Here is an 802-nt window from a genome sequence, read left to right on the forward strand (position 1 = left end):
ATAGATACCCTCAGCATTTACAGTGTATTCACCCACATTGGCATCAACGGTAAGCCCTGTAGATGAATAGTAAGTGCCAGTATCTGCAACAAGTGTATCGCGGATAATCGTTGTGGATTTCTCGCCGTTGTACCACTGTTTAGCCGAAAGCCCTACAAAATCTTGATCTAAAGCATCACTGATCGTATAGGTTGCAATCTTATATTCAATGTTCTTTTGCTCACTAACAAGAATAGCAGTACGTGTTTCAACCTTAGTGATTCGCACATACTGCTCATGCTGCAGCGCTTTACCTTCATTTGACACCAAAACAATTGAATCACCTACAGCCGATTCTGTCTCTTGTGGAAACATGGCGACCTGCAGGATTTTCATACCTTGGTAATGCGTATCAAGCGGTGTACCAGCAGATTGACCGCCTTTAGCTAAATAGTTTTCAACACGGTTTTGAGCGGCTTTACGTTCGTCCGTCCATGATTCTGTGCTGAACAGCAATGCGGAAACGTTCGGATCTTTCGGCAACTCTGAAATGAATACCGTAACGCCCATAAGCTTGTCTGTATCCGCAGTGGTGACCGCTGGAAATATCTTGCGCATTGACACATCGCCAGTAGTACGGTTGAGCTCAGAGATATCGTCGAAAAGGTTGTTACTCAAGCCGTCTTCAATGGTTTGGCCAGAATATTTTCCGCCGCCATCTTCATTATCAGTTAAGCGTTCTGGTTTGTAGATCACCAGATCTTTAGTTTCAATCGGCATTTTCTAGCTCCAAAAATCGTAAAGTCACGTTGTAATAATCATC

The 802-nt window shown here is 43.5% G+C and carries 1 pseudogene; it reads right to left on the reverse strand.

The window, feature by feature from the left end:
- A pseudogene (locus OKC24_RS19785) lies at positions 1-759 on the reverse strand (hypothetical protein); the annotation flags it as partial.
- Between the last annotated feature and the right edge of the window lie 43 nt (positions 760-802).

This window comes from Acinetobacter entericus (assembly GCF_026168575.1).
GTDB lineage: Bacteria > Pseudomonadota > Gammaproteobacteria > Pseudomonadales > Moraxellaceae > Acinetobacter > Acinetobacter bouvetii.